Origin of the sequence: Bifidobacterium phasiani, assembly GCF_019331775.1 — a bacterium.
In the GTDB taxonomy this organism is placed as follows: Bacteria; Actinomycetota; Actinomycetes; order Actinomycetales; family Bifidobacteriaceae; genus Bifidobacterium; species Bifidobacterium phasiani.
In genome coordinates this window covers 14,908-41,516 of the sequence record NZ_JAHBBD010000007.1, presented here as the reverse complement: position 1 = coordinate 41,516, position 26,609 = coordinate 14,908, and the positions used below count along the sequence as shown (strand labels likewise).

The window sequence follows — 26,609 nt, the reverse complement described above, 5'->3', positions numbered from 1 at the left end:
ATGAGAACCAAGTATATAAATTTACTGTCTCTTGTATTTGGAATCTGTGCTTTCTCTTTGTTTTTTACGCCTCAATCATATGCCGTAGGTGTTTTAACTTATAGAATATTTGAAATTGGAATTGTACTTGTTTCGATTTCAATAACATTGTTGTATTTTCTTTGCTATAAGTTAGATAAACAATGGTTATTCTTTTCTTCTTTCTATGTTTTTTTCTATTTTACGTCATCAATATTATCTCAGTCGGATGGGAGCATATATGCTTATATATTCGGCACAGCAAAAGGCATTGGGTTTATAACATTAGTCAGATTTCTATTTAACTACAATAAAAAAATTATGCTGTTAGCCTTTTGTTGCGCTGGCTGCATGATGTGTTTTTTTCATTTTATCAGTATATTTAGATATTTTAATGTGGTGGGGGGGATGCGACATGGTTATATTCCTTATGCATATGGATCAACCCTCCCGACGACTCAAAACTGGTATTTTCTTACATATGATAATGAATCAATTTTCTATTTTCTTCCACTAATATGTGCATTAATTATATATGGCCTTGTGTATTCTAAATATGCCTTATATGTTGCAGTGATTTATGCAGCATTGATAGGTTTTAGCTACATTGCGAAGGGCGCAGCAACTGCTACAGTAGCTTTTCTTTGCTTTGTTATATTAGCCGCTCTCTTTCTTTTACTATATAAGCATAAATCAATCACAATTAGCTGTAATTTGGCCAGTATAATTGGCATAGCTGGTAGCGTTGCGCTCATACTAGGAATTGGGAGTGGGTTATTCTCAAGGATTGCTATTTTACTCGGCAAAGATCCAACATTTACAGGCAGGAGTTATATCTGGAGTAACTCTATTAAATATATATGCGAATCTCCCTTTTGGGGAAATGGCATTGAACAAACAACAACCATTATTGCAAAATTAAATCAAAATCATTGTCATAATATAATACTTCAGATTCTTTATACTGGAGGTATTTTTGCTCTCATTTTTTTCATTCTTGGAATTTTTTCAACTTCAGATAAGAACAAAAATGCTTTATCTTCTATAGTATCGGCCGCAGTTTTAGCTTTCTTTATTGCAGCAAGTTTGGATTGGTATCCAAGCATCCCCGTGCCCTTTATTATATTCTATCTATTTCCCTATTGCTCAAACAATAAGTAAAGGAGTTAATTACGATGAAATGTGGTATTTTGACTTTTATTCACACTCTAAATTATGGTGCTACCCTTCAGGCGTATGCACTATCTCAGTGTTTACAAATGTCTGCTTATGACGTGGAAATCGTCAATTATACATGCCCTGCTGTCAAAATGCGCGAAGAACCGCGTTTTCCTTCTTTTGTCGACATTAAAGACATTAAACATGCCATTGGAATGTTATTTAAATTTCCTGAACACTCTCTGCGAATGCGGAGATTTAGAAATTTTGAATCTAAATACATGTCTTTTGGGAATTGCTGCCATACGACTAACGATATTTTAAAATACTATAATGCCGTTATTGTCGGTAGCGACCAAGTATGGTGCCCGCAAATTACTGGCAACGACTTGACATATGTTCTTGGTGATAAGCTTTTTCCAAATCAAAAAATTATTTCATATGCGGCAAGCTTTGGCGACAAATCCTTCCCCGATACGCTCAAAAAGCATTTCGAGACCGCTCTTAAGCGCTTTGATGCATTGAGCGTGCGCGAAGAGAGAGGGGTGGAGATTCTTTGTTCAATGGGAATCAAGGATGCCGTTGTTTCCGTTGATCCAACACTTCTTTTGGAGAGTGGCCAGTGGAAACGAGTCGAAAAGCCCGTAAAGACACATGGAAAATACGTGTTTGCCTATGTTGTATCCGAGCGTAATCAAACTTTGGCTTTTGCGAAACGTGCAGCTGAACAATTAGATGCCGATCTTCTGTATATAGACGCATATAGTGGAAGACCGGTTTCAGGCGCACGGAACATGGGGGGCTGCGGACCGGACGAATTTTTGTGGCTTATTAATAATGCCGAATTGGTAGTGACGAGTTCATTTCATGGTCTGTGTTTCTCGGTTCTGTTTAATAAACAATTCCGCTATTCACTGTCTTCTAAGAAAAACAATTCACGTCTTTATAATCTGACTATGCAGCTCGGCCTTGAGAGGTTTGACGTAACCAATACTGATCTTAATGATCGTATCAGCTATGTTAAGCCTAACAATGAGCTTGCTCATTTACGTGAAGAGTCAATGGATTTTCTACGAAACGCATTGGCTTGATTATTTATATCATTGGGATTTCTCACTAAGGAAAAGTTATGAAAAAAATTATTAAAAAAATTATGCCGACAAGTTTATGGCTCATTCTCCGTACTTTAAAAGCCCGTTATCTGCTAGCATTGGGCTTACATTACCAGGGAAAACGTTTCTTTCGCTCATATGCTAAAGAGAGTTCAACTTCGCTTTCCTGCTTACAGACGAGAACCGTGTTCTATGCTCATCAAATCGAAAAGGGCCTCAGTCATAAGGACTTTCGGTACGGTTTTGGTCGGACAGCATTAACGAATCTTTCATTTGCCATGAAGCGACTCGAGAACGTTGTCCCTGATGCACGTCAGAATGATAACTCGTATCGCGTGGCTTTAGCCACCATCCACGAATACATTCAACGACATCGACAAGCCAAATATGATTTAACAAATATTAAATGCATATTTACCCCCGAGATTTGGTGTGAAGCAGAACAATATGAGGGAACACAGGGGGGCAGTTATGCTATCGATGTCGCAGTGAAAAAGGATAATAAGTTCAAGACATTTAAGCAGTTAGCTGAGAGCCGCCATGCAGTTCGTGAATATTCAGAGGAGCCTGTCACCGTTAGTCAAATTCATGAAGCTGTGAATCTGGCCCGTACCGCTCCGTCGGTATGTAATAGACAACCGGCTCGTGTTCATGTAACGTTTGACTCAAGAATTATTACTGAGGCCTTGAATATACAAGGAGGTTTCCGCGGTTATGCGACACCGCCGGCGTTGATTCTCGTCACGGCAGACAATCAGGCGTTCCTATACCCGTCGGAACGAAACGAGGGATTTGTCGATGGTGGCCTATTTGCTATGCAGTTACTTATGTCCTTGGAATCTGTAGGACTTGCCGCGTGCCCATTGAATACTATGATGGACGGCAAATCTGAACAGGCTACACGCGCTCTTATGCATGTTCCCGACACGGAGTTCCTTGTCATGTATATCGCGGTTGGTCACTTCCCGAACACAATCAATTTGTGCCGGTCCACCCGTCTGCCTGTCAATGCGATTATGAGCACAGTCGAGTAAATACAATATAGGTGGGAACAAGAAGATATGGTATGAACAAGTACAAGAATCTTTTAATTAACATCGCCGTATTCACAATCACCACAGTCGCCACAAAATTGACCACGTTCCTTTTGGTGCCTCTATATACGTACTATCTAACCGCAGCGGAATATGGTATCTCTGACATGACGACTTTAGTCATTGGCATTATCATGCCATTGGGAACGTTCGCGATAGGTGATGCTGTACTCCGTTTCATGATTGACAGCAAGCAGGATTCCAGAGAAATTGCCTCTATTGGAGTTGCTATAACCTGTCTGAGTTGTTTAGTCGTACTTCTTTTGCTGCCCCTTCTCGAGCTACCCATGTTCGGTGGCTTAGGGGAATATAGGTGGCTATTCCTATTGTCTTACATCGTCTATGCCTTTCAAGATCTGTTCAGTAGGATTGCACGCGGAGCCAATCAGCTCAGACTCATTACTGTGGCTTCGACTGCCTCCGCCTTCTGTACCGCCGCATGTGCTGTTCTCTTCATCGCATTCTTCGGTAAAGGGCTGGATGGTTTCTATTACTCCTACATCGCCGGCAGTCTTCTCGGTTCATTAATTTTTCTAAGTGTTGGCCGCCACTATCGGTACCTGCGCCTCGTCACTTGGGCTACTGCCAAACGTCTTCTGCGTCGTATGCTTCCTTACGCTCTACCACTCATCCCCAACAACGTGCTATGGATGTTTAATACGAGCGTCAACCGCTTGTTTATCACTAGCATGCTTGGTATAGCTGCTTCAGGGGTATTCGCCGCTAGTTACAAAATCCCCAATCTTCTCAACACGCTTTACAGCGTTTTTTTCCAAGCCTGGACCCTCTCTTCTTTTCAGGAATACCGCAAAAGCAACATTGATAGATTTTTCAGTATTGTCTTTACCCTTCTCAACGCGCTTCTTACGATTGCGGGCAGTTTAATTATTCTCCTGTCACCCTGGTTGGCATACTGGTTCTTGCAGAAAGACTTTTATCAAGGATGGGTTTACATGCCTATCCTTATTTTTGCTCTTTATTTTAACTCGCTTGCCTCATTTTATGGTAGTGCATATACCATGGTTATGAAAACTAGACTCATTCTTATATCCACTGTCGCGAGTGCGATAATTTGTTTAGCGGGTACATGGTTTCTTATACCCTATATCGGACTATATGGCGCAGCCATTGCAATGCTTCTCAGCAACATTACGCTTTTACTGATTCGCATAATCTGCTCACAACAATTTATCCATGTCACTATCCCCAAGTGGAAAACAGCACTTACACTTAGTATTTTTACAATACAGGTTCTCATGATGACATTACAGATTCCTCACTATATCGAGATATCTTCGTTATGTTTTGTTTTTATCATCGTAATACAGATTATCGTTACATTTCCATTAGGAAAAGAAGTAATACAGTATTGGAAAATGGTACGTTGAAATGCACATCTGGTAATATAAGAGTCATTCAGTTACTTGTCGCCAACTTGTGAATATTTGTACTCGGTGGCGTTGTCTTTGTACTTAAAGACCAGTAGAGCTTAGTGGTGTTATTAAGCTGGAGTCATGGGCATTGCAGTTGGGACGGCAAGGTTAGATTTCTTCTGCAATACGCAGGATATGTAGCGAAAGAAGTTATTTCATATGATATGCAGAATCAAGACGAAGAAGGTGTGTTTTAGTAAGTTTGTGTCCGCAGTTTGGGCATGTATTTTTCCGCAGGATGGGCAGCGGGTTTTCCGCAGGATGAGCATCCTCGGGTCCGCCCACCGTCCTTGTTCTGTTTTGGGTAGATTGTCGGTTATTTGGCCGTGAGGGCGTGTTGGCTGCGGTAGCTGTCGCCCTCGAAGCGGATGAGGCGTCCGTGGTGGACGATGCAGTCGATTGATAAGCGGCGTGCCGTGTTGGGGCTACCGAACACGCGGGTCCATCCGCCGGACTTGATGTTGGCGGTCGTGGATGATGCTCTGCCGTTCGTACGCGTTGGTGACGACCTGGAAGAGCAGCCTGCTGCCTTCCTCGTCGATGGGCACGTAGCCGAGCTCGTCGAGGATGATGAGACCGGCTTTGCCGATCGCCGTGAGCTCCCTGTCGAGCTTGTTGTCCGTGCTGGCGCGCAGCAGGCGCATGACCAGGCTCGCGGCGGTGAAGAACCGGACGGGAATCCCGCGCCGGCAGGCCTTGCGTCCCAAGGCGGTGGCGAGGTGGGTCTTGCCGGTGCCGGGCGGGCCGAACATGACCACGTCCTCGTCCCTGTCGATGAAGTCGAGGTCCTCGAGGGCCTGCCGCCCGTAGTCGACGGGGAACCGCAGGGGCGTCCAGTCGTAGCCGTCGTGCTCCTTGGGTTGGGGGAATCCGGCCTGTTTGAGCAGTCGCGCGCGTTTGGAGCGCTCCCGCGAGTCGAGTTCGGCGAGCATCGACGCGTGCATGAACTCCATCTGCGTGGGCGGAGCGGCCCCGAGCTGGTCGGCGAGGACCTGGCGGGTCAGGGGCAGTTGGCGGGCGAGCCGCATGATCTGGTCCATCATCGCGCCGGTCGATGCCCGGCGTCGTCTCGTGTCGGGCTGGGCGGTCTTCGGACGGGTCGTCTCATGCCTCCTTCCTGGCCGGTGTGGGCCGCATGAACCGGTCGTAGTCGTGCAGGTCGGGCGCGGGCTCGTCGTGCGGCGTCTCGCCGGAGGCGATGCGCCTGCTCATGGCCAGCAGGCTGCCTCGTCGATGCCGCGCCCCCGCTCGACGAGGTGCTCGGCGGCGGTCGTGGCGGCCTCGAACCCGCTGGCCTGCGCCGCCCTGGCGATCAGGCGGAACGTGCGTTGGCGTTGCTTGGAGTCCTGGGCGTCGATCGCCAGGCGCAGCTTCTTGGGGAAGTCGCCGCGGATCGGGCTCTCCGCCCCACGCGCGGGTCTTGCGCGCCAGCGCAGGCAGCAGGTAGGCCGGACCCGCACCGCCCCCGCGGCGTTCCCGTAGACGCGGGGAAGGCGGGCGACCATGCGCCCGTCCTGGGTGCGGATCTTCACGTCGAACGCGCGCAGGCCGACGTCCAGGGTCCACCCGTGCCAGGAGGGGCCGGCGAGGTACCGGTGCGAGTCGACCTCCACGACGCCTTCCTTGTCGGCCTTCCTCACCTCTCACCAGCACGCGGCCGGACGGCCGGGACGGCAGGCGCTGCATTAACGCGCGCTCGTCGGCGAATAGGTCTCTGACCGGTGTCTCCGACCGGTAGTGCGGCCACCGGGCGATCTCGTCGCACCGGGAGAGCGCGAAACGGGACAATTGCGCGTACGACTCCGGTCCGGCAGAGGGGACCATGATGTTCCCCTCAGGAAGCCGACCGCGTTCTCCACGCTGCCCTTCTCGTTGCCGGACTGCGGGTTGCAGAACCTCACCTCGATCCGGTAGCGCTCGATGAACCGCTGGAACACGTCCACCACCGTCACCCGGTCCCACGCGACCCGGTGCCCGGCGCCGGTGGCGTCGTGCGGACACCATGACCCGCGGGGCTACCCCGATATGGTCGAACACCAGGCGTAGCCCCCTCGCACACGCACTCCGCGTTCTCCCCGGGCAGGGCCACCGCGCAGCGCATGATCCGGATACGGGAACGAGATCACCAGACAATGCACGTCGACCCGGCCGCCGGCGATCGCGGCCTGCGCCGGGCCGAAATCCACCTGCATCACGCCCGGCGGCCACTCCAGCTCCAGGTTATCCCTCGCCCGGCAGGCGATGCTCCCGCCTCCAGACCTTCACGTACCGCTGCACGATCGAGTGCGAGCCGTCGAACCCCTGCTCGGCGACCAGCCGGCCGTACACGCGCTTGGCGGTATGACGCTGCCTGCATCGGCATGAACCGGTCCGCCTCCAGCCAGCCATCGACCAGCCGTTTGAACGGGTCCAGCTTCGACCTGGCTTCCACGTGCGAGGGTGGCTTGGGGAACAGTCCTCCAACTGCGCGTACTTGCGGACCGTCTGCCTGGACACCCCGACCTCCCTGGCGATCCGGCGCCAGGAAACACCCTGGGCGCCCGGGAATCCCGGTACGTTGTTGTATGGGCGTCGACACCGTCATATCTTTTTCCTTCCCGAGAGAAACCGCATTCACCTCGGGAATCCCGTCCGGACAGGACGGGCCGGCGCCTCCTCCATGCCAAAGGAGACGACGAAACGGATCAATCCTGACCAATCAACCGGTCAACTTTTCCACGGTCACCTGGCACACTCACCATTGTTCACAGACAGCCGGCAGCTACGAGAGAAGGAGCATCGTCCTCCGCCGCGAACATCGAGTCCAGGCGAATGGGGCACGATCTTCGCCGACGACAAACCCGCGTGCCGCTTGTCAATCGACCGCATCGACCCGCCACGGACGACTCATCGAGTTCACCGGGCAAAGCCACCGCATCAGCCAAGCACTCATGTTCGACAAACCCCAAACCCAATAAAACCACCCCGGCCGGCACACCCCGCCCAAACCCGAAAAAATACCTGACGAAAAACAAAACACCAACTTGACTAAAACACGCGACTTCAATCTGCCGGACTCGGCTGCGGCCATGGACTGTCTTTTCGGTCCCTCGGGAACCGGGCCGTGCCTGAGTTTTCTCTTCGACCGGGCACCAGCTCATCAATCCACGTAAAGGGCAGCTACCGGCTTCGGATACCCTAGCTGCCGTATGACGTTACTGAGCCTTCGCCCGTTCCCGACATACAAGTCGCCGTCTTGGCCCGCTGCTTTCTGCTGTGCTTCGCCTCAAGCAATCTCCGTTCAATCGCAAATCCTAGGAAACGTCACCGCTCCCGTCATACAACCTCCGATGCACCAGACAAAGCAACCACTAGAATGTGTCCGCGCAAATACCGCAAGCCGCTGCATTCGCTTTCGCGAAGAGCAAGCTATGCTTAGGTATATAAGATAATTACTGCGGAGGACTAAAATAATGAATGAAAATAATATTCAACAAAGTATAATTTCGATGAAAGTTTTTTATAAAAAATTTGGATTAAAAGAATATCCGTTTAATATATATACAGCAGAAAATGAAAAAGAATATGCGCGGAATATTTTTACAGACCCAGAAAATTATGATTCAATTAATGAAAGTTTCGAAGCTGGTCGCAGTTTAATAATTAGAGGCAATCGGGGGACAGGGAAAACGGCCTTACTTAACGATTTAATGTTAAATGATCATAGTTCAACATGTTTAACGTTATTGATTGACGATTTTTCAAGCCTGCAACTTCATCCAAGCATTACTGATTATTATAATCTTATAATCAAAAATATTGTTTTATCATTGTTTTTTAAACTGTTTGAAGAAAGAAAACGTCTCAAATCATTAAGCAAAGATGATAGATTGTTTTTATCTTTCTTGCTCGCTAAGTATACTGATACGATAACAAAAAATCAACTTGCGCGTAAAATTGAAGAAATACAATTGCCTTTTGTAAAAAGATGGATTAAATTACATGTCAACTCCATTACTACTTTTTTAAACTATGGAATTACTGCTGCGACAAATACAGTAAATACTATAATTAATAACTACTACGGGCTTCCATTGGTTCAAGAATCCCAGATTCACGCTATCTTGCCTAAAATTAATTTGGACGTAGACACCAATTTCAATTCCATTGAAACTTCATACAGCATGCTGCTGCAAATTTGCACGCTTGCCCATAAGTTGGGATATAAGAAAATAGTCGTCTTTTTTGATAAATTTGACGAAGATGGCCGGATGAATAATGATGCGGAAATTATTTCATCTTTCATTCTTCCGCTTCTATGTGACAATAAATTACTCGAAAATTCAGATATTCAATTAGTTGTTTCCGTCTGGGAAGTTCCTTTCAAGCGAATACTTGTTAAGGTTCGAAGTCAAAAACATTATTGTCCATTGCTGTCTTGGCCGACTACTTTCTTGACACAGGCCTTAAACAAAAGACTTTCTTTTTTTAGTGATAATAAGATAAATGATTATCGAGTATTATTTTCGGATGATGTAAGTCAAGATGATTTCGATAATATTTTTAATCTATGCAATGGTAATCCGCGTGATCTATGGCACATTTTTAATCAGATGTTTCAAGCTCAGTATTCTCTTAACCCTTATGTGGAAAAAATATGTCATGACGCTGTGAGTAAAGGTTTAAACTCATTTATTACTAATTTTAACTTTTACGAGTATTATCCCAAAAAACCAAACTCTAGGGCAAATACAATGGATGTATATAGTTATATCAAACACTTGTTAAAATTACATTCTGAGCGTTTTACGAAAAATCAATTAAAAGAATTTGCAAACACTGGTAGCTCAACTAATAATTATGTCGTTCAGATGGAAGCTATTGGATTGGTTGAAAATACACATGAAAAACAGAATAAAGGAGTCGTTTATCGAATTAGTGACCCTAAGGTAGTTTATGCAATGAAACACCAAATTGATATTTCAAAACTGTAGTATTCATTCTCACGCAAATGACTAAAAGGAACTTTATCAACTATTATGATGCCATACCTGTTGCGCGACTGATGTATAGCTAAATTGATTTTGAGTTACGAGTTAGAAAAGATCGCGGAGTCGTCGCACTAGTGTACGGCGATAGGCTATTGCCGTAATTGCGGCGGCAATTAGAATGATGTACCGGATGGCGGGGTGCCAGCCGTACATGATGGAGACGCCGATTGTCGCTAGCACAGTGCTGACAGATAATATCAGAATGAATCGGACATCGAATACGCGTACATCATTTAGCTCTTGGCGACATACCCTCCGCATAAATCGGTAATGCATGAACGCGAATAGCATGTAGCAGAGCATTGTGGTATATCCTGCGGAGACGAACCCAAACAGCGGAATACAAATAAGGTTGACCACCACATTGACAATGGCGCCCGTAGCCGTGGCTATCGAGAAGTAGAAGGGCTTCTCATAATACGATTCAAAATTTGCGAAGCACAGATACATGCAGTTGAAGAACACTCCGGCCGCAGTCGGCGGGAATGTGCCCAATGCGGAATGGTAAGAGCTTGGTGCCAGGATGGCCAGAATCTCTGGAGCGAACAGCGAGACTCCTACAGCAAATCCGGATGCCATGATGAGGAACGCATTTGTCTTGCGCCTGATGCTGTGATAGTCATGTGCCCTAATTCGTTCAAAGAACCAAGGCTGAATCGCTGAGCTGACACTTGTCATAACGATGTTGAGTACCATGGCCGCGCTGTAGGTTACACCGTAATAGGCAGCCTCGGCACGTCCACAGAGCTTGTCGATGAGGATTCTGGCGGAGGAATTCAAGATAATTTGGGAGAGCGCGTGCGGTACAACCGCCAGCGAATAGGAGAGAGAAAAACGCCAATATTCGCGATTAAACAGTCGCTTGCCTACGGCAAATACGATGATATAAATAATGCCATACAGGCTGACTCGCACGACGGTAGAAGACATGATCAGCACGGTGCCGCCGTCGGTTGGGAGTAACATGATGGCGGCGGTGGAAACAATCTGAATCGCTGCGGTGAACCCCACTGTCACGAACGCCAGTCGGCGGTAACGGTATTCGTATCGTTGCAGCCAAGTCCAGTTCGCCAAAGTGTTGTTCATCAACGAGACCACCAGCATCGCCAACACGATGGGTAACGGCAGTCCGATAAGGTCTGTGATAGGTCCGGGGAGCAAGCAGACCAATATAGCGCAAACGAGCACGGTAAGCGTCATCAATGCCTGTACTGATGATAAAAAACCGCGCCGGTCATTCTCGTACTTCATAAATCCGACGGTGATACACCGATCCATCGCTACAACGCTGATGATGGAAACAACCTGTTGCCATGACTGGTATACACTAAACATGCCGTACTGCTCATCGGAAAGAATACGTGTGTACACTGGCGTGAACAGGAAGAGGATACCGTTCTGAATAATCATGGCCGTCGTGTACCACAGGACGGATTTTTTGGTATCGGACAACTGGGCATAGAGTTGACGAAGGTTATGTAGGTGAGTATGCATGATTGTTATTTCCGAAAATGGATATTTCTATAATCAGTATTTACGTTCGATGTTGTGTTTGAGTTGATCTCTGTGTAGAGATATGTCGAATTGTAGATTTTTAAGTTTGGCCATGACAATCGGGAAAAGCCCTGTGGCAAAGTACTTTATCCTCTTGCTGAATCGCTTCTCGTCTACAACTACCGGCCAAAAATGCCGTCTGACATATGCTTTGCAATTATGCAACAGTTCGGCATTCTTGTTTTGGGTTCTAGTTCCAAAAATTTGACGTATGGTCCAGAACTCGTTCAGCCATATATGCTGATTAACGGCGGCGAGGACCGACCTCGTACGTATGGTAAGGTTGTTGTTTATTTCTCTTAGTACTCGTGTCGATTCTGTTCCCTGTTTGACATCGTATTGTGTTGTCGCACTTTGTGCATTGTTGAGACGGTAGTAATATGCTTTATGGCATCCCACTCCGATGCGATTTGCATATTGAACAGCTGTGTTGATAAAGAGCTCACCTTCTGCGGTGTAGCGATCTAAAAATCTTAGGTGGTTGTTTTCAATGAAATCCCTCCGATAAATCTTATTCCATACCCCTACCGGCAGATGAGGATATAGAAGTTCCGTAAGAGTTTTCTCTGCTGTCCACATCTGAATTGGTGCGTCAGGGACCTGTGATGTATCACGGGTGGTATAGTTCACCAGATTGATTGCTATATCTGCTTGAGTGACGGTAATTACATGAAGCATATACGATATGAAGTCTGATGCAAGCCAGTCGTCGCCGTCTACGAAGACGATGAAATCGCCGGTAGCCTCGTCTAAACCATCGTTTCGTGTTTTAGAATGTCGTTGATTTATGGTGTGGTGGATCACTGAGATGCGCGAATCTTGCTCGGCGTAGGCGTCACAAATCTGTTTGGAACCGTCAGTAGAGCAGTCGTCGACAAGAATGACTTCCAGATTCGCGTAATCTTGATTTATTATTGATTCAATACACTGCGGTAGATATGTTTTTATATTGTATATAGCGACGATGATTGAAACCAAAGGGTAATGATGGTGCATTACAAATAACTCCTTGCAGCTAGACGAATTGGTATGCTGTATATCCACTTGGTTCACCGTTGGTTAGGTAGTAGACAAACTGGTAAGAAAGACATATTATGATTGCGCAGTATTTAAAGAAAAGTTTATTGGTTGCGGGTAGAATATCGCTGCGTGCGAAAAAAGTGGGGGGAAGAAGTAATGTATAGAAAATAAAAAAATATGTGGTAACGCGACCAAACAAATAGGATCCAAATACAGTTAGCACCTGTGTCAATAGACAAAGAAAAGTCATATGATACAGCATATTATAAAATGCAGAGTTTGATTGAAAATCAATGCTAGAGGTTATCTTTTTCCTCATTTTAAAACAAAACAGTAGCAGTAAAACTCTGAATGCTAGATTAAAAATGGAATTCATGCTTAATGAAACATCAAGATCGTCCCTGCCAAAATATCTTTCGCCGTATACCGTATCTGATAGAAGAATTTCAATAAAGGGATACGATAGTGCTAACATGAGTGTTGCAAAACAGTAGATAGCAATGATACGTTTGGTGAATTGCATTCTAACGATGAAGATACAAGGCAACATTATCCATGCGGATGAGTGAAACAGTGCCGCAAGAATAATGAGTGGAATACTCTTGCGATATGCGTTAAGTCCATATGTGAAAGCGAGAAATATCAAACTTATCGCAAACATCTGCCGAAACTGATTCATCATTTGAAAATACAGGCATGAACAGTAAAAGAGATATAGTCCCCATGTGGCATGAGAACTATATCTCCATATTACAAAGAAAATGATGCTCAATGTTGCAATGCTGATGAAACCTATAACGACAAAAGGAATAATGTTACTTGGAATGCCCCAAAGAGAAAAGAAATGAATAAGTAGTCTGAACCCTAGTCCAAGCCAATCCTCATCATATGGATTAGGATTGTTATCACTGATTCGTAGTATTGCGTTGTAATATGTAACATAATCTGTTCCGACGGTCAAATCGCGAAATATAATGACACAACAGGGAATAATGAATGAGATAGCTAAGCATAGATATCTGACAAATCTTTTCCTTTTATAGAAGGATCCAAGACCAAAGAATCCAAGCGATAATACTTCAGTGATTGTGTATAATGCAATTGTCATTGTAGCTTCAACTATAATTTGAATCTATATGCCTAAAATTGTTTTTATATATTCTCTTCCGCGCTCACGTTCTTCTAACATTATTTTGTTAGCTGAACTAAAATCCTCAGATTGAAAAATTGATTCATACTGTGAATTGTCGTCGGTTATTAGCGACTGCGGAAGTGCATATGTGTCAAGTAAAGTTTTGATTCGAGAAATCTGTTTGACGTCGATGCGCTGAAAAACAATAAACGGAATGTTGAAAATTATGGAAAAAACCGCAGCGTGAAAAGAGTCAGTGAAAACATAGGTCGCATTGCGAATAAGGGCAACAAATTCGTCAGGTGACACTAAGTAATCATCTTTACTGATATGGTTTCCGGCAACGGATATGACATCAATATAAATGCTTGAGGCAAAAGTTTGAATAGAGTCATGAAGTGTTTTGTTATGTTCGCTCAAAAAATATTTAAGGACATATTTTTTTGACGTACATGGAGATTTATCATGTGGATAAACAGTCTGCCATTCTGTGCGACTGAGAAGGAAGGTTGGGTCAGGCATAATAACTGCCGATAACCCCGTAATTTGGTGAATTATATTCTGTCCTACTTGTTCTCTCGTCGATAAATTTACAAATCGCGTGAGAGCTTGTTGATACTCATTTGCCATATCGGCTGGCACTGAGGAAACACCGAAAGATGGGGCGTAAGAGTACCGTTGACTTTCAGGAAGAAAACTTAAAAAGAACAGTTCTTTGTCTTTTGGGTTATTCTTTAGATGAGTCGGGGACCATATTTGATCGCTCCCGGCAATTCCGCAGGCTTCTTTAAAGTCAATTGTAGACAATGCGTTTCTGCGAATTTTCGTTAGATTAAGCTTTTTGTTGAATTCGCCAAAAACTTTCTGCTTAGATAGTTCAGCTTGATATATCCGATGTTTCTTTGTATTGAGCGGAATTATTGCTATTACGTTCTTAACTATGTCTTTTATGGTGTCTATAGATGAATACGGAGATAATGTTTTGACTGTGAGGCCATATTCACGCAGAACTTGACACAGTGCATAGTTCTGTAATCTCGTTCCATAATTGTTATATTGATAAAATGTTGCAATATACACTGTCTTAATTTTGCTCATTTTTCTTTCCTAATTTGCATAGTATTTTTCCCCACATGTCCACTGGTCCGTAATGTTTGCCGTACGCCATAAGGGTGCTGACCATGTTGGCGCCAACTGATCCCAAACGGCTATACTTCATGCGTAATTGACGACGTTCCTGATCGGCCAGCGAATTCCATGAGCCGGCATAGTAGTGGATGCTATGAGTCTGCGGAGTAAGAATCCTTTCTCCGGTGTACTGATTAATTGGACAGAAGTACTCAGTGGGAAGCACAGTCAGTCCGTTAATCGTCTGACGAGTGCCATCTAGACGTAGGCCATATTCGCGCAGAACCCGTGTCTGGATGGTGGGGCAGGGGGTTAGATCGTATGTGCCGTCAGGCTTGAGAAAATGTTTGTCGTGATAATCGTCGCGCAGAATTATTCCCATGGGGGCGTTCTCGGCCAAGCCTAGTGCCAGACCGAGATTCACTTCATCTGGTACGGGTCTTTTGCCGATTTCGAATCCGCAGAATCCTTCGAGGTCGAGCAGGTCATCAAATGGTGCGACAGCCTCAACATCGACATCCAAGTAGATACCTCCGTATCGGGTGCAGATATCGAGTCGGGCGTAATCGGAGACGAATGCCCAATAGCCGGCCCTGTATGCTTCACGTACGTAATCGCAGGTCTCATCGATGGTGTAGTTGTTTTCGTCCCAGCGTTGAATCTCATAGTCAGGCATGACACGGTGCCAGCTATCGATACAGCGAGCAAAACGTTCTGGCAGAGGGTTGCCGCCAAACCAGCAATAATGGATGATTTTGGGAATCATCCGATGATCTCCTTTCTCAGGAAGGTTTTGTAAAACCATGCCCTGAATGAGCCTGGCATGAGACCGACGAATGTTTGGCCTAAGCAGCTGACCAGGAAATCAGGCAGTGAAGAGAATCCCATGACGAGGAACCGCCACTTCGTCCGGACCATACAAGCCACGAAGCGCGGGCCGCCGCGACGTGCATAGAAGTCAGGGCTGACTCGCATGGATACTAGCGGCTCCTGAACGTTGTACAGCCGCAGTCCACGGTGCAGCATGCGGACGATGAGGTCGTAATCTTCAAAGGTGTACAGAGGTCTATAGTTGCCGGCCGCCAGCACATCGTCTTTACGGTAGAGTAGAGCCGGATGACGCATTGGACAACGTCGTTTGGCAAACCGTAACGCATCCGCCGGCAATTCAGGCAACACGACATGCGAAACTGGTTCGGTAACGTCGTCCATGAATTCGTCGACATTGCACCCAACAATGTCTACGTCATCTCTCTGATCGAGTATGGCGAACTGTTTGGATAACCGTTCCGGTGAGGAGTAGTCGTCGGCGTCCATGCGGGCGATGTACGTGTTGCGGCAGAGCGGCACCGCCTTGCGCAGCAAGGCTCCTAATCCCCCTTGATTCGGAGCTTGGTAGAGTGAAAACAAGTCGGGTTGTGCTACACGATACTGGTTAATGACAGTCATCAGATTGCTACCGATTGGTCCGTCTACAGCGATGAGGATTTCGTCGGGCGGGAGAGTCTGCGCCAGCATACTGTCGATGGCAATACGCAGATATGCGGGGGAATCTTTGCCATAGACGGGAAGCAGAACGCTATAGCGATGATCAGGCATTCCCTTCACACCTCTGTATCCCGTTGGCAAACATAACTGCCATAACGGCGCTTATCAGTGGGCCGCATGCGCTGACGCTAAAACAGACTCACGGTTTGCGTGTCTAGGGCCGCAGGGGAACGGAGCAAAATCTGAACTCGAGTAGATGAATGGATCGGTGCACGTTGGCGAATGGGGTATTGGAAGCGGCGACTCTGCTGCCTATTCATGCACAATGAATGTTGATGCTTGGAAAGCAAGAATTTCTCTGTCTTGTCCGTGCAACACGCTGGTGAAGATGACGCGTTCCGGTAATTGTGCGAGAGTTTATAGTCAACGGCAGCCCCCTAAGCCTACTTGCAGTGCTCAACCCTGGGGGGTTCTTCATTTACGAAAGAGGGTTACAGCCCTAAGTTCACTCGGAGGGCTCGGCCTGGGATTCTTATTCTTATCCGGAATGCGCAGGAGCCGGCCCCCATGATGCACAGGGAATCCGGCTCCTACTTCCATTTCCTCCTCGGAGGTTGGCTCTATGAAAAAGTATAGAATATGTGATCGGTCCGGTGCCGAGCTGGACTCCGATGTCCGAGGCATGTTCAAAGATTCACTTCTTGCTTATGGGATTTTTTGCGGTGCTTCGCTTGTGCTCAATGTTTTGGCGGGCTTAAGCTGGAGTCCTTCCGCAGTCGGGACTTCATCGGTGTCGTCATCGGTGGATGCAATGATTGACTGGATGAGTGCTTGTTCTGGTATCGGGATGGATGAATCAAGCTCGGATACGGCACCCGCGTCACACGGCGAAGACGTGAGCTCGGGCTCATGACATAATCAGGGAACAAAGACAAGGGGCTGCGGACGTTTTCTTGGAGTTATTTTCCTATACGGTTAGCCTCTGTCTTGTTCTACCGGGCTTTCTCAACCCAGCGACTGTTTGATCCTCGTATGGTTTACCAGTGGATGTACTCGCCGGCGAGGTCGATGACCTCCTCGCATGTACGGTCCTCCCAATGCTCGGGATACACGGACTCGACCTTCATGCGACCGAAGAACTCCCCTCGGCCGCGGCGTTGTCCGGGCTGTATCCCTTCGCGCTCATGGATCGGACCAAGGCCGTACCGGCCCAGCCGGTCCAGCCGTCCCGGCCACCGGTAATGGTATCTGCGGTCGTTGTGGACTACGGGACGCTCGTTGGGACGCAGCGTGGCGGCGGCTTGGACCAGCATGGTGTTGGTCATTTCCGCGTTCGGCGGCGTCCCGGCCGACCAGATTGTCCGGCGCGGGCATGACCTCTCCTGTAGCGTCTCCGTCCGGGAACATGGGCGACTGGCCCGTCCTCGCGCATGATTCTGCGGATGATCTTCTCCGACGTCCCAGTGCTCAGCGCCGCCTTGACCCGCCGATACTCGTATCGGCCCCTCGATTCGCGGAACACGTCCGCGAATCGGCGGTGCAGGGCCCAGTACTTATCGACCCCTTTCTCGTGTGACGGTAATGGTAGCTGCTGGGCGCGATGCGTGGCAAGGAGACCATCGACTTCAGTGAATACCTCGACCTCAGCTGGTTGACCGGCATCGACTTCTCCCTGTTCGGCAGGCGCAGCTCATCCGGATTGTCGCCCAACGGCTCGCTATCGGTTCCGGCCTGCAGCATGGCGTCCCTCCGTTTCGGCTCCAGCGCCGCTATTCCGCCGGCGCGGTATGGTCTCATCCAATGATGCACCGCGCTTGTGCTGACGCCAAGTTCTGCGGCCGCCTGCTTCTGCTGCATGCCGAACAGGCACCGCTCCACCGCGCGACGTCGCGTCTCCAACGGTATGGGAGATTTGGGAACGTCGTCGGTATACCGTGGATTGGCACGCAGCCACCGCTCCAGACACTGTCTGGTCGGATCCCCCAAGTGCTCCACAACCTGTTTCGTGGACATCGACGTCGTAAAATACGGCTCGACCGCCCGCTCGCATTTCTCGCGACTGAACACAGCAACAATCCTCCCGCTCAGTCTCTAAGAAAACGTCAGCAGCCCCCAACCCCATCCCGGATAACACAAACCTCTGCGACTTACTGCCATGCACGACAATCCTAAATAGCATTAAGACCATTTCCTCAACGAGTTGTTACAGGTTCATCGAGGAAACGAATTGTCGAATCGGTGTATATATCGCATCTTCTAGATCGGGATAAGCTTCGAGCACCTTGTTGACCCAGTCGGGGCCATGACCGCCTACCTCTTTTATGAAACACTCGAGTTCACCAACGGGAACAATATATATCCCATGTTGTCTTAGATTCGAATCAATGTTGTTAAAACCTTGCGTTGCGGCTCCCGAAGGGAGAGCTTGTGCACCGCCATTTTTAATGGAGGTCCATTTTGAAGTTGTACTAATTATGGTGCGTATTCTGTCAATCTCAGATTTAGTTAAATATTTCGATCTGTTGTCATCAAAAATGGCATTGACATTTGTCCTAGCTGAAGATCGGTCAATTGATTCGTTTGGACTGTGGAGATTGGAAACGATTTTATTGTAGTCTGATTCGATATCGTTCCAATCGATTCCGAAAGAGTGAAGGATTCCTTGCAATACCTGCTTGTTATTGAGCACGTCAATGTCAACGATAGCTTTTACGTCTATATCAAGGGATCGCAATGCAGACACCACCTTTGCAATGCGGTGCTTCCCTCCACAGTGTATGAACAGCGTTTCAGAGTATGAGCCTCCTTCTTTTTTGAGTTGATTTTCGACGAGAGAGTACATTTTACAATCTGAGTCGCTCTCGCAAAGTACTACCGACTTGTGGAAGAGGCTGGACATTATGTTCGAGTGTCTCAGAAGAGAGTCATTCCAAATGTCTTGAAGATTTTGACTGCTGAGGATAGAGAAATGATTCGTGTTTCCGCTTCGGGTGATACGAACTATTGAGACCCTGTCGGGGCATGTTTCGACAAGGCCTTGAATTATATCTTCACTATGTGTTGAGATAAAAGCTTGTTGATTGTCGGCAAGAGACTCGCCGATGATTTGGCCCATGATTCGAGCTTGAGGCGGATGGAGAAAAGATTCGGGCTCGTCAATCAAAAAAGTGCAGAAGTAATCGAGCATCAAGTAAAGTAGTATCCCGGTGAAACTCTTTACGCCGTCGCCTTGGTTCTGAACTTGATCGCAAAGGGCGAGACGCTCAGCGTATTCCTCCTGACGTTCTTGTTCGTCTTCATATGTGCCATTGAGTCGGATTGGTTCTCCGACGCAAAGGGGAATCGACGCTCCGTACAGTATATTGGGGGTTATTCCCACTCCAAAAGCTTTCTTGAAATTATCCGAAAGCCATTTCCGGTATTTACTCTCAAAAGCCGCATAGTGAATCGGATGTCTTTTCGGGTCGCGCCTGGTGATGCTCCCTGCTGCGTTGCAGATGGTTAATCGCGCCGAGGTATCTAAATTGGCGACAAGCAGATCGCGGAAATCTCTGAAATATTCTGACTCTTGAAAATGTCTATCAGTGTACTTATCTACGTTCACCGTACCATTGAGAATATCGTAAGTTGCATACGATCCATGTTCAATTCTTGTCGATATCGAATCTAAAAGATCTTCGATTGGTTGCGTGTTTTTGATAATTTCAATGTCGGAAACAACAATGCTTGGGACTTTGTTTTTGCAGATGGCGAAGATATCTCGTAGAGCTTGGCTTTTGCCTGCATTGTTCGGACCGACAAAAACCACGATGCTGTTTCTTTGTGTATCTAGAATTGTGTCATCATTGAAATGAACTTTCGAGATGTAGCCGCCGGCTTTCTCTTCTATTATTTCTTTCTCCATTATGGACCGCCTATAGTAGATTTGTTGATTTAAGTCTAACGCGTCCGATGGTTTGTGTACTTTGATTGGGCTTGGGCAGAGCATAGCCCGTCACCGCGGTGTGATTCAGCCGTCAAACTCAAAATCGCGAGTGCGGAAGGCGACGAACCATGCCAAGACAGATTCTACAGGTCGACAACCGACTAAGCTGACTGATCGACGTGCTTCACGTTTTTGAGTGCAATTGCGTAGTGGCGCCTCATCAAGAGTGAGCGTGAAACCGGGTTGGTTTGTTTTGGCTGGTCTCGTGGGAAACGGAATCAGCATGGCAGTGAAGCGGCAGATCACCCTGAGGTTCAGGGACGAGTGCGTGAAAGCGTCGAAGAAGCAGAGGGACGTCATCCTGGACAGGATGTGCGAGACGCTCGGGGTCGGCAGGAGCGCGGCCCGCCGCCTGCTCGCCCAAGCGGGGCGGAGTCGGGACGAGGGGCGCGGAGAGCGTGTTTTTAGTCGAGTTGTTGTTTTAGGCCGGCTCGCGCAGCAGTTGACGTTTCCGGTTTCTCACGGCCGACGCCTCCACGCCCATCCCGCTGCGACCTCGCGCGACGTCACGCCGCCCACGGCCAGCTGCGCCACCGCCGTACGCTTGACCTCGTCCGCCACCGGACTTCGTTTGATCACGCGCTCACCCGGAGCCAGCTCGTCGATCCGTACCGCCAGCACCTCGCGGCTGAGATACCCCAGTTCGCGGATCACGTCCGCGGCACCCTGCCCGTACTGCTCGTACAACTCCGCCGCACACCTGCGCTGCTCCCTCGAATACCTCGCCACAACGATTTCTTCCCACTCAAGGGGTCCAACATTCTGTTACTACCCCGTCGCCTCTTTCCAACTGCGATTGATCGTTCGGCGACTGAAATCGCACTCAGACGACGGAGCATGCCTCTTATGCCTTTTTCACGCCTCAGCCCCAACGCGCAACCATTCGGTGCTTATCGGCAGGCGGAAGAGGCATAAAACGCTACGGCAAACGCGTTATCGAAACACTTGGTGTCAATCGTGTCGGAGAATTCGGGTTATTCCCGATAGCCGGGATGAGGGAGCGATATGGGCAGCACTGCTTATCGTGACGCAGTCGAAACGATACGGGAATGCTGGGCATCCATTGAGCGTGCTGATTATCTAGACATTCGCCATGTAACCAAGGACATACGAATCGCTGAGGTCTCAATATGCTGCTTGCCGGTGTTTGCTTTTGACCGGGCAACGGGAATCGTCCCGGCTATCGCGGCAGCAGAAGCGTCAGAGGGACGCGAGGATGCGTCATTGCATAGGAAGCCGGCCGACGATGTCGTCGATCGCGCTCTGGTCGGTGACGCCGATGGCCTTGAACATTTGGCAGTACTGGTCCGGCAACGCGATTGCCATTCGCCGCAACAGCTCGTAGAACTGATGCCGGAACGCAATGTATGACTCTTGGTCAAGCAGGTATGACAAGTCATTGACCGCCTGGAACACGGACTCGTTGAAGCGTTCGTTGGCATGGGCGCAATAGCAGCGTTCATCATGTGCGCATAGGTTTCTGAAGAACACCAATCGGCTATAGATGGTATTGAGTCGTTTAATGGTGATTTTGCGGGGTGTGTCGTGTGTATCCGCATATAAGTCCGTAAAGCTTTCGGCCACTGCCAAACGTACCTGCGGCGCCGAGATTTGGAAGAGCCATACGATTTGGCCAAGCGACAGATCGTTGGCCAGCACCCATAGCGGAACCTGCCCATTGTGGTCGTTGATGCAATGCCGGATATACGCTTTTCCGGCGTGCCTGCCATTATGTTCGGTCCTGTTGGATTCAAGAACTCATCTAATGCAATGATTCTTTTTGCAGCCATTTCGTTGCATCTGGAGTGATGACAAGAATGTCTACGGCCCCTCCAACTGTTTCAATAACATTTTTAAACCGCATGGTTTGAATGGTTGTTTCAACAGCGAATCTGGCAAAGTCAACGGCATCTTGCAACGTAAAGTAATTCCACAGTATTTCTTCATTGGGTAAATCTTGATATATTCCAGAATCTGATTTTATAGCAAGAGGTTGAATCAGCCGTGTTAATGTAGATACTTCACCGTCCCAGACGGCTCCAGGGGCTGATGTGTCAATGCTTGCTACTTCGTTTGTTGATAAATTTAATTTGTAAATTAATTGTTGTTCTGATGAATATCCTGCAATAAGGAACGTTGTGTTAGGTGTATCACTTTCTTTAAAGTAATCTATTATTGTTTGTGGAATATCTGAAACTTTGGTCTCAGATTTTATTTTTGTTCGAATCATATCTTGGATAAAACCTGTAATTGGCTTGTTTAAAAAAGAGGCATCTCCGCAAATTGATATGCCTGCACCATTTGGACATAAAAAAGTCTTATCCGTAGAATTTGTTACGTGTATTCCTACGTAGTTTTCAATCGTGCTGTCGTGTGTGATATATCGAGAATATGTTGTACGCCGATCGCTTGCCAAGACAATTCCTTCATTGACATGTACGGCAATGATAAAAGTCATTTGATTTCCTTAACTTTGATGGGAACTTTCGCGAAGAAGATTAGCGTTGAGCGTATTGTGTATTACTCATCATCTTCGAAATCAATGTTGACATCCGCTTCGCGATACAACTCGACATTGGTGTTCATATCGATTTCCTCAACGATCCAAGGCTCTTCCTGCAGTTGGCAGTTTCGCTTGAATTCATCGAAACGATTGCGACCGTCCATGCCTCGCAGGGTCACTACGATGCCAAAGTGCAATCCGTCGCCCGCGTTTGGCTCCGCGACGCCGTTTTCGTCAATCCTCGGGTCGAATCGTTCGACTTTGCGGATTTTGAATCCCCAATACGGTATGCTCTGAACGATACGGGGGCGGAAACGACTTTTTTCGACGTCGCTGACATGCTTGATGTTGTCCCATTTGCGATAGAGACGACGGCCATCTTCTTCGTAGGTATAGGCTGCTGGATCACCTTGTACGTTGTTGTCCAGAGAATTGATGCCGCCCTTCTTCATACGGCCGAAGTGGAAATCCAGTTCCGTGCTGGTGTAATCAACGCCTTGGTTCTTGTCACATTGCGGGAAATAACAGAGCGTCGCTCGCACCATATACGGGTATTTTCCGTTCGTGAACGGAACCGGAATGCGGTAGTTGGATGTTTCGAAGGCGTTGATGGTGCCTTCGAGAATGAAACGTATCTCGTTGGACGGCGTGGTCAGTATGTCCTCGATACGTGTCGGCACGATGCCATAGCCAAGTTTGGTATCGTTCGCGGTTGCCGCCGTCCATCCTGACGCTGCGTCAATAAGCAAAGCCTTGGCGGTTTCCCTGGAAAGATTCATGATGTGAATCAAGTATGCCATTTTCCGTGCGATCCATGGAGCGGCGAACGATGTCCCATCACTAAGCGCGATTCCGTTCGGGCCATATACCGCCATGCGCCCGTTGGTATCGCCTCCGAAGCAGGAGATATCCGGTTTACGGAAGAAACGCAGTGCCGGACCTTCCCTTGTGTAGCGTGCGGGTTCGTTCAATATCGAAGTGGCGTTGACGACCAGCGAGTTGATGGAGTCCGCCGGAGCTCCGATTCGTTTGGGTTTGTTCGGATTATCCGTTGCTGTTTTGTTGGTGCCTGCGACGATGAAAATGACACCGTAGTCGTTCTGCAGTTTGTCCAGTATCGCGGCTTCAGGAGAAATGGTATTCTCCGAGGTTTCTAACGCTGAACCAAGGCTCAAGTTCCAAACCGTGATGTCGCGGTGCGTGGTGACGATATCCCGTATTGATTTGATGATGGCGAAGGAGCTGTTCCGGCCGTTGCGGGCGACAGCGAAATGACGGACGCGGAACCGTCCGCAACCGTCATCAAGTGAAGGATTCAGTGTGGGGCCATCGACGATAATCGACGTGACCTCCGTGCCGTGCACATAATCTTCAGGCTCATCACCCAGCTCTGGATCGATTTCGTCGTGATAGTCGACCCAGTCGGTGAAGTAGGCGTTGCGCTTGTCGAACCGTGTGTCTATGACGCCGATGATCGGTTCGCTGCCTGGGGCAGGGATGGTCGGGGTGTATTCGTCTGTGGGGAAATCGCTTTCGAGGGCCAACTGTGAGATATCGCTCAGCGACATGGCAATCAGATAGGGAGCGGACTGGGAGAGTTTACGGTACTGGTCCGGGGTCATATTGATTGTGGTGGAGTCAAGCAGGCTTGCGGAAATCACGTCCACCCCTAGGGAATTCAGCAACGCCACAGTTTCCGTGCTATTGCGTCCGGTGTCATATATGGTGACCAGAGAGCGTTCTGTTTCGTCTTTAACATGGGTCTTGACGTCGAATCGTGCGACATAGTGCACGTCACGAAGAATCTGAGCAAAGGACGTTTTGCTGAGCCCGGCACGAGCGTCGGCCTTGTCGAGCCCTTTTCCCGTCAATGCAGACAATTCTTCGGAGTTGATGGCACCTCCATGGCGTTCCAATATTGTTTTGCACGCGTTGAGGTCGGCGATGGCAGATTCAATGGCTGACATGGTCACATAGTGGGTGATGACATGACGCTGACGTCCGTCGATCGTCTCGAAATCGGCGCCGACGATGGAATCGTTTGGCATGCGTCCGTGTTCCGACAGCAAACGCTTAATGCGGTTGCTCTTTGCTACTACGGTGATGTAATGCACTTCGACCAATGGGTTGACCGGCATGTTTTGCTTGTTCCAGAAATCCCGTACTTGTTGAAGTTGCGAGATTTTGGCCTCCACGTCGTCGGTAGTGACGCGCGCGTGCGCTGGTAACGTGGGCGCGCCGGGGCGTTGGGCTTTTGCGGTCTGGAACTTGCCCTTGAGTCGTAGCGTGTTATTCATTGTTGCCTGCCTTTACTTCCCGAGCGATGGTGCTGCGTGACACGCCGGTAAGGATTTCCACCTCGCGTAGCGTAAAGCCCTGTCCATAAAGCGTGTGGATGTTCTGGACGGCCGATGCCCCATCGGGGACCAGCGCAATGTAGAGCCGTCGCAGATAGTCGTACTCGTCGTTCGGCTTGCTGAACGCGATGGACGAGCGGATGAGGTTTTTCATCTCGCCGGGGTAGGGTAACCGTTCCGCGATGTTCAGGATTTTTCTGAACAAACGTATGTTTTTACCGATGAATGAGAATTGCCCCGCGTAGTCGTTCATGATGCTTTCCGCCACGTCGGCAAGGTCGTCGTACGTATATCTGCCGAAATCGATAATCGCATCGAATCGTCGAACAAACGCTTTGTCGAATTTGGCGAACAGGTTGGTTGTAGCAAACAGGATGATCTGTTCCGACAGATCATCCAGTTGACGCAACATCGCGGATGTGGCCCTGCCCATTTCCCGAACGTCATGGGAATCGACGCGGTCCAATGCAAGGGCGTCGATTTCGTCGAACAGCACCACCACGCGATCCGGTTGCGTAAAGCTGTTGATTTCGTCGAACAGTTTTGCGATGTTCTTTGCGGTTTGCCCGAGACGACTGTCGACGACCGAACTGAAATCGACAACGTAGAGTTCTCGTTGCAATATAGCCGCAATTTGCTTGACCGATTCGGTTTTCCCGGTGCCGGCCGGGCCGTGGAACAGGAATCGGTGAATGCCGACGTTGCGCCCGACTGCATTCAGAACGCCCTGGATGTCGTTCGTAATGACTTCCGGTAACGGCAGTGCCGACTTCACGACGGGGCGTTTGACGAGGAAATCGGATTGGGGCGATGAGCCCATGGATTGCGGCACGAATGTATTGGCGTCCGACAGCAGGGCAATGACGTAGGCCGCGAGTTGTTCGTCTCCGGAGCGATCGAAGTCTTTGGCAATGTTGTATGCCTCGTTACGGAAAGCCGCATCATTGTTTTCGGTGTGGTAGCGGATGAGGTTTATTACATCCCGTTTCTTCATGGCCGCGATGCCTCCTGGCGTTGTCGTGTTTCGCGTTGGTTCAACGCTACACCTATGTTGCGACAACTGTGTCTCAATTTCAGTAAAACTTGTCTCATATCGTTTCTTGTGATAGATTCTGTGTCTGGACCCGAAAGAGGGCAAAATAAAAAACTCCGACCTGCGGCAACAGGCCGGAGTCCGGCGCGAGCTCCGAGACTCGCGAGTCATTCATGGGAACGACATCGCAAGTCTACCGCAGAAGCGGCCAGAAGGCCGTCTGATGCTGGAAGGGGCTCCTTAACAGGAAGGAGTCGCTGATGAACGGCGATATTTATAAGCCCGGCGAAGACAATCGTCGTAGCGGAGTATATGTGGAAGTCGGTCCGCGTGGAGGCGCGGTTCGTGATGCACGCAGCGTGCACATTGATCCCGGTGACAGGCTTCCGTCCACGCAGGAAAACGGACATCGGTGGCAGTATCGCGGTCCGTTGAGGTGAGATAGACCGATTCTCCTGGCTGTGCGACGGCTGTATGAGCGATGGCAACGCTCGTTACGCTTCCGCGCTTATTCCCGCTTCGTGTATCGGCGATGCCACGCAACGAGATCGGTCAGCCGACGTG

Annotated in this window: 20 protein-coding genes and 3 pseudogenes; 7 read left to right on the top strand and 16 right to left on the bottom strand. The window is 48.5% G+C overall.

Annotation, left to right across the window (positions count from 1 at the left end; genetic code table 11):
• Genes KIH73_RS04330 through KIH73_RS04315 form a run of 4 tightly spaced genes read left to right on the top strand, consistent with a single transcriptional unit; the run spans window position 1 to window position 4,770 of the window.
• A complete protein-coding gene (locus tag KIH73_RS04330; RefSeq protein ID WP_219080967.1) occupies window positions 1–1,179 on the top strand; it encodes an O-antigen ligase family protein in 1,179 nt (392 codons plus the stop codon).
• A 14-nt stretch (window positions 1,180–1,193) separates the two neighbouring features.
• Window positions 1,194–2,267, top strand: coding sequence for a polysaccharide pyruvyl transferase family protein (locus tag KIH73_RS04325; RefSeq protein ID WP_219080965.1), 1,074 nt, complete (start codon window positions 1,194–1,196; stop codon window positions 2,265–2,267).
• Window positions 2,268–2,305: 38 nt separating this feature from the next.
• Window positions 2,306–3,322: a nitroreductase family protein gene (locus tag KIH73_RS04320; protein WP_219080963.1), complete on the top strand. Its 1,017-nt coding sequence runs from the start codon at window positions 2,306–2,308 to the stop codon at window positions 3,320–3,322.
• 32 nt (window positions 3,323–3,354) lie between these two features.
• On the top strand, window positions 3,355–4,770 hold the full coding sequence (locus tag KIH73_RS04315) for an oligosaccharide flippase family protein (protein ID WP_219080960.1): 1,416 nt from the start codon (window positions 3,355–3,357) through the stop codon (window positions 4,768–4,770).
• 361 nt (window positions 4,771–5,131) lie between these two features.
• Here KIH73_RS04315 and istB read toward each other — a convergent pair.
• Window positions 5,132–5,858: pseudogene (istB, locus tag KIH73_RS04310) on the bottom strand (IS21-like element helper ATPase IstB).
• Window positions 5,859–5,919: 61 nt separating this feature from the next.
• Window positions 5,920–7,350, bottom strand: a pseudogene (istA, locus tag KIH73_RS11190) (IS21 family transposase); the annotation flags it as partial.
• Between the two features lie 917 nt (window positions 7,351–8,267).
• Here istA and KIH73_RS04300 point away from each other — a divergent pair.
• Window positions 8,268–9,788, top strand: a complete 1,521-nt coding sequence (locus tag KIH73_RS04300) for a P-loop ATPase, Sll1717 family (protein ID WP_219080958.1) — start codon at window positions 8,268–8,270, stop codon at window positions 9,786–9,788.
• A gap of 102 nt (window positions 9,789–9,890) precedes the next feature.
• Here the strand turns inward: KIH73_RS04300 and KIH73_RS04295 are convergent, their stop codons facing one another.
• The 7 genes from KIH73_RS04295 to KIH73_RS10860 all read right to left on the bottom strand — a co-directional run bounded on the left by KIH73_RS04295 (window position 9,891) and on the right by KIH73_RS10860 (window position 17,492).
• Window positions 9,891–11,339 carry a lipopolysaccharide biosynthesis protein gene (locus tag KIH73_RS04295; protein ID WP_274608150.1) on the bottom strand — a complete coding sequence of 483 codons (1,449 nt, stop codon included), beginning with the start codon at window positions 11,337–11,339 and terminating at the stop codon, window positions 9,891–9,893.
• 33 nt (window positions 11,340–11,372) lie between these two features.
• Window positions 11,373–12,452, bottom strand: a complete 1,080-nt coding sequence (locus KIH73_RS04290) for a glycosyltransferase family 2 protein (protein ID WP_219080954.1) — start codon at window positions 12,450–12,452, stop codon at window positions 11,373–11,375.
• Window positions 12,415–13,527: an EpsG family protein gene (locus KIH73_RS11185; RefSeq protein ID WP_219080952.1), complete on the bottom strand. Its 1,113-nt coding sequence runs from the start codon at window positions 13,525–13,527 to the stop codon at window positions 12,415–12,417. Before KIH73_RS11185 ends, KIH73_RS04290 begins: the two co-directional genes overlap by 38 nt.
• Window positions 13,528–13,551: 24 nt before the next feature.
• On the bottom strand, window positions 13,552–14,649 hold the full coding sequence (locus tag KIH73_RS04280) for a polysaccharide pyruvyl transferase family protein (RefSeq protein WP_219080950.1): 1,098 nt from the start codon (window positions 14,647–14,649) through the stop codon (window positions 13,552–13,554).
• Window positions 14,636–15,445 (bottom strand): glycosyltransferase family 32 protein, encoded by an 810-nt coding sequence (locus tag KIH73_RS04275; RefSeq protein WP_219080948.1) that lies wholly within the window; start codon window positions 15,443–15,445, stop codon window positions 14,636–14,638. Before KIH73_RS04275 ends, KIH73_RS04280 begins: the two co-directional genes overlap by 14 nt.
• Window positions 15,442–16,278, bottom strand: a complete 837-nt coding sequence (locus tag KIH73_RS04270) for a glycosyltransferase (RefSeq protein WP_219080946.1) — start codon at window positions 16,276–16,278, stop codon at window positions 15,442–15,444. Before KIH73_RS04270 ends, KIH73_RS04275 begins: the two co-directional genes overlap by 4 nt.
• Before the next feature lie 926 nt (window positions 16,279–17,204).
• The gene (locus KIH73_RS10860) at window positions 17,205–17,492 is read right to left on the bottom strand and encodes an integrase core domain-containing protein (RefSeq protein WP_236022576.1); all 288 of its coding nucleotides are present in this window, start codon (window positions 17,490–17,492) and stop codon (window positions 17,205–17,207) included.
• 275 nt (window positions 17,493–17,767) lie between these two features.
• Here KIH73_RS10860 and KIH73_RS10855 point away from each other — a divergent pair, with 275 nt between their 5' ends.
• A complete protein-coding gene (locus tag KIH73_RS10855; protein WP_236022588.1) occupies window positions 17,768–17,971 on the top strand; it encodes a hypothetical protein in 204 nt (67 codons plus the stop codon).
• Between the two features lie 2 nt (window positions 17,972–17,973).
• On the opposite strand, the pseudogene KIH73_RS10850 reads toward KIH73_RS10855, so the two are convergent.
• The 7 genes and pseudogenes from KIH73_RS10850 to KIH73_RS04235 all read right to left on the bottom strand — a co-directional run.
• Window positions 17,974–18,024: pseudogene (locus tag KIH73_RS10850) on the bottom strand (hypothetical protein); the annotation flags it as partial.
• A 346-nt stretch (window positions 18,025–18,370) separates the two neighbouring features.
• Window positions 18,371–20,071, bottom strand: a complete 1,701-nt coding sequence (locus tag KIH73_RS04260) for an ATP-dependent nuclease (protein ID WP_219080944.1) — start codon at window positions 20,069–20,071, stop codon at window positions 18,371–18,373.
• A gap of 540 nt (window positions 20,072–20,611) precedes the next feature.
• Window positions 20,612–20,881: a hypothetical protein gene (locus KIH73_RS04255; protein ID WP_219080942.1), complete on the bottom strand. Its 270-nt coding sequence runs from the start codon at window positions 20,879–20,881 to the stop codon at window positions 20,612–20,614.
• Between the two features lie 492 nt (window positions 20,882–21,373).
• Window positions 21,374–21,844: an Abi family protein gene (locus tag KIH73_RS04250; RefSeq protein ID WP_338023955.1), complete on the bottom strand. Its 471-nt coding sequence runs from the start codon at window positions 21,842–21,844 to the stop codon at window positions 21,374–21,376.
• A gap of 70 nt (window positions 21,845–21,914) precedes the next feature.
• A complete protein-coding gene (locus KIH73_RS04245; RefSeq protein ID WP_219080940.1) occupies window positions 21,915–22,610 on the bottom strand; it encodes an Ntn hydrolase family protein in 696 nt (231 codons plus the stop codon).
• 62 nt (window positions 22,611–22,672) lie between these two features.
• Window positions 22,673–24,952 (bottom strand): S8 family peptidase, encoded by a 2,280-nt coding sequence (locus KIH73_RS04240; protein WP_219080938.1) that lies wholly within the window; start codon window positions 24,950–24,952, stop codon window positions 22,673–22,675.
• Window positions 24,945–26,006, bottom strand: coding sequence for an AAA family ATPase (locus KIH73_RS04235; protein WP_219080935.1), 1,062 nt, complete (start codon window positions 26,004–26,006; stop codon window positions 24,945–24,947). The genes KIH73_RS04240 and KIH73_RS04235 overlap by 8 nt, the downstream gene beginning before the upstream one ends.
• Before the next feature lie 299 nt (window positions 26,007–26,305).
• Between KIH73_RS04235 and KIH73_RS04230 the strand changes: the two genes are divergently transcribed.
• Complete coding sequence (locus KIH73_RS04230) at window positions 26,306–26,485, top strand: YjzC family protein (protein ID WP_219080933.1); 180 nt, start codon at window positions 26,306–26,308, stop codon at window positions 26,483–26,485.
• Window positions 26,486–26,609: the final 124 nt, after the last annotated feature.